The following is a 3,553-nucleotide window of genomic DNA, read 5'->3' as shown; positions in this document are numbered from 1 at the left end:
GATGTACGCATTACTCAATCCGTTTGCGGCACGCATCTGGTTGAAGGCATTGAGATGATCTGCCGGACGGCGAGCAGACAGAGCTTCTAGACATCTGCGCCGACGCCAAGCTTGTGCCCGAGCACTTCAATGTATCGTTCACTGATGAGATCGCTGGCGACGTTGGGGTCGAACCTCACTTTCGCTCGGTCCTCGTTCAATTTGGCTCGATCACGCGCGCCTATGATGGCGGCGGCGAAGTGCCTTGGACCGTTCAATTCGAGGAAGACGTGAAGGCAAACACCTTCGTCTGAGCCTCGCCTCACCTTCTCCGTGTTACCCAAAGTGTGTTGGCGGCATCCTGTACATCGTCCTAACGTTCCACATGTTCAGGTTGGCGCCCCGACGCCATCTGCAAGCGCGGCGCGCACCTGTTCGATTCCGCTTGAAGTTCGATTGCTTCGCCGACCCATTACAGCGCGCAGCGTATTTCGTCAGGCACGCACTCGCCTTCCAAAAAGTTACCGAGTGGAGCGGTAGCGCACGCCGCCCGATACCATCTTCATTTCATTATCCCGGTCATTTTTGCTTTTGGTAATAAGCGTCTAACTCGTGTCTACGGCGCGTCCACGGGGGTCGGCGCAGTTCGGCTTCCTCCAATACGGGAACACAACGATTGCAACCTCGTTCGAAAGGCCAGCGCCGCCTGGTAGCCGTTCCAGCCCGGCATCGATATGTCCATGATGATCACGTGTGGCTTGAACTCAGTGGCGAGGGACACAGCAACATGTCCGCCAAACGCCGCCTCCCACTCCCATCCCCTCAAGCGAGACATAGGTCGGCAGCGCCAGTGCGGCTGAGACGTTGTCGTCCGACCAACACCCGTATTTTGGAAGCGCCGTGCGCAACTCGGCGCGACGTCCAAACGGCCGCACGCGGGTTTTTATGATCGTTTTCCATGCCCCTCGTTCAGGAAACAACCGAGCGCCGGGCATGCCCGACGAAATTTTGTCTGCGGGGGTGAGCAAGGTCGAGCGTCGCCCTTCAACGGTAATCCCATCGCCTGGCTTCGGAATGGCGTTGCACTCGGAGGAAGCGTCGTGGCCGAACGACCAATGCGGCATAGGGCTTGCTCGATGTTACTGCACGCATTCGCGTGGCAAGAAACAGGATGTCCCACGGCTTCTACTCCCACTCAGGAAGACATATGAAACTGCTCACCACCCAAGACGGACTGCCGCGCCTCTCATGGGGCTCTGTGATTGCCGGCGTAATCCTCTCGTCTATTGTTTATCTGATCATGAGCGTGCTTGGCACCGCCATTGGGGCCTCGCTTCTCTCCCCGTTGTCCCAGCCCAATCCTTTACACGGGTTCGGATTTGGCTCGGGCGTCTGGGTGATCGTGACGACGGTGTCAGCTGTCTTTATTGGGTCGTACTTTGCCGGTCGCTGCGCGCCGGTGCTTGGGTGGCTGCATGGACTGCTGTCCTGGGCAGTTATGACCCTATTGATTGTCTTCGGTATGACCTCGTTGATCGGAGGTGCGGTGAGCACAGTCGGCAGCGTGGCCGCCACGAGCGCACAAGATGGGGCAACGGTTGCGAACCAAGCCAACATGGACCCGTCGATGATTAATTCGGCCAAGCAGCAGGTGCAGGCGGCGGTTGCGTCAGCCGCGCCAGCGGCGTCGAGCCCTGAAGCGCAACAAGATGCGCGACAGGTTGCTCATACTGCGGCGCGAAGCGTCGCTCGCGCAAGCTGGTTCTCTTTTGCCGCCCTCATCGTGGGTGCCATCATCGCAATCGTTTCTGGGGACGCCGGATTCCGTCATCAGCCTCCCTTTGAGGACGTCGGCGGCTCAGCCGTTGGCAACGATGCCGTTCCCGCGCGTAGCCGCGTGACGCGTCCAGCAACCGAACGTCTCTAAGTTTTTCACGTAGGTCGGCCGAAGCAACTGCTTCGGCCCTTTTCTTTGGAGCATAGCGATGGTACAGAGTGCGAAGCCCACGTCCGCTAATCCCCCGCCCGCTGATGGCGTTCACGTCGATGAGATCCAGATCGCCGCAGTCCAGGAAGAACTCGAAGTGGGGGTGAAAACAACAGAGATCGGCGCTGTCCGGATTCACAAGATCGTGCACGAGGAGATGCAACCGATTCCCGTGAGCCTGCGAAGTCAAACGGTTGAAGTCAAGCGTTTCGCCATCAATCGCCCGGTAGAGGAAAAGTTCGAGCCTCGCCAGGACGGCGATACGCTCATCATCCCTGTCTTTGAGTACGTTCCGATCATCACCATGCAACTGACGTTAAAAGAAGAGGTGCACGTGACGACCACCGAGTCGCAGCAGGAAGTCTTCCAAAACGTGCTCATGAATAATGAAGAATTGGTCGTTGAACGTCGATCCGGTATGGATGGAGAATGGCATCGGGAAAAAAATGATCCCGTTTAGCTCGACGCAGGAACGGCCGTTGCATGGACCCATGCTCATGCAATCCCTTGAGTACATCCCTCACCGGCCGTCGATGGCCTTTCTTCGCTGGAGCTACCGCAATGACACAAACTCTTATTGGTTTATTTAATTCTCTTGATGACGCTCACAACGCCGCAGATCGTTTGACGCGGGACGGCATCGCTCGGTCCGACATCAACATTCATGCGCAGGACGATTCAACGCAAGCGCTAGATGGTTCAATGCAAGCGCCGGATGCCTCCCTCGGGACCGCCGACGTGGGCACAACGCGAGCCGTTGCCGCAGACCGTCCGACTAGCGAGACGCGAAACCACACTTCAGGGGGCATCGCCCACTTCTTTAAACGATTGTTCGGCGATGATGATATGCCCGAAGAAGTGAACCACTACCACGAGTCCATTCGCCGCGGGCATGCGTTGCTGTCGGTGGACGTGGCGGACCCCTCGCAAGTGAATGGTGTTCGCGCGACGCTCAATGGTGCCGGCGCCCTCGATATCGACGAACGCGTGTCGCAGTGGAGAAGCTCGGGCTATGATGCCTACGACAGCAGCGTTCCTGCATATACGGCGGACCAAATTGCAGCGGATCGCCAGGCGTTTCCGGTCGTCAAGGAAGAACTCGCAGTGGGCAAGCGTGAGGTATCGACGGGCGGCGTTCGGGTCTATTCCCGGTTGACCGAAACGCCGGTCAGCCAGTCGGTGAACCTGCGCGAAGAACACGCCACGATCGAACGCCGTCCGGTTGACCGCCCGGCGACTGCAGCAGACCTGAAGGAAGGCTTCGTCGAAGTGCGCGAAACCGCGGAAGAACCGGTCGTCGCAAAAACCGCACGCGTGGTTGAAGAGGTCGTTGTCGGCAAGGAATCAAGCGCTCGAACCGAGACCGTGAACGACACCGTGCGCGGCACGGATGTGGAGGTCGAGCGCGTGGCAGGGCAAGAACCCCAACTGCGCCCGGACGCCACCACACCGAAGACTCAATAAAAAGCCCATACCTCATCGGATCGGCGGCCTTCGGGCCGCCGTTCATTTGCAACGACTTCTCAATAAGAGTCCAGCACTTCGCAAACAATAGCCCGCGTGAAGCGAGTTGGCCCTGGATAGTTT

The 3,553-nt window shown here is 58.4% G+C and carries 4 protein-coding genes; all 4 read left to right on the top strand.

Features of this window, described 5'->3' with window-relative positions; genetic code table 11:
• Positions 1–113: 113 nt before the first annotated feature.
• Positions 114–293, top strand: coding sequence for a hypothetical protein (locus WCA53_RS21370; protein ID WP_423915332.1), 180 nt, complete (start codon positions 114–116; stop codon positions 291–293).
• Positions 294–1,186: 893 nt separating this feature from the next.
• Positions 1,187–1,906 carry a hypothetical protein gene (locus tag WCA53_RS21365; protein WP_423915335.1) on the top strand — a complete coding sequence of 240 codons (720 nt, stop codon included), beginning with the start codon at positions 1,187–1,189 and terminating at the stop codon, positions 1,904–1,906.
• Between the two features lie 58 nt (positions 1,907–1,964).
• Entirely contained in the window at positions 1,965–2,426 is a 462-nt protein-coding gene (locus tag WCA53_RS21360; RefSeq protein ID WP_423915330.1) for a YsnF/AvaK domain-containing protein, read from the top strand.
• 386 nt (positions 2,427–2,812) lie between these two features.
• Entirely contained in the window at positions 2,813–3,430 is a 618-nt protein-coding gene (locus WCA53_RS21355; protein WP_423915327.1) for a YsnF/AvaK domain-containing protein, read from the top strand.
• Positions 3,431–3,553: the final 123 nt, after the last annotated feature.

The organism is Caballeronia sp. (genome assembly GCF_049581465.1).
Lineage (GTDB): Bacteria > Pseudomonadota > Gammaproteobacteria > Burkholderiales > Burkholderiaceae > Caballeronia.
Note: the sequence above shows the minus strand (reverse complement) of the source record. Positions and strands in the feature narration are given on the sequence as shown.

Coding starts and splice junctions, on each gene's coding strand:
- WCA53_RS21365 (WP_423915335.1), top strand. CDS start 1,187: ATGAAACTGCTCACCACCCAAGACGGACTGCCGCGCCTCTCATGGGGC.
- WCA53_RS21360 (WP_423915330.1), top strand. CDS start 1,965: ATGGTACAGAGTGCGAAGCCCACGTCCGCTAATCCCCCGCCCGCTGAT.
- WCA53_RS21355 (WP_423915327.1), top strand. CDS start 2,813: ATGCCCGAAGAAGTGAACCACTACCACGAGTCCATTCGCCGCGGGCAT.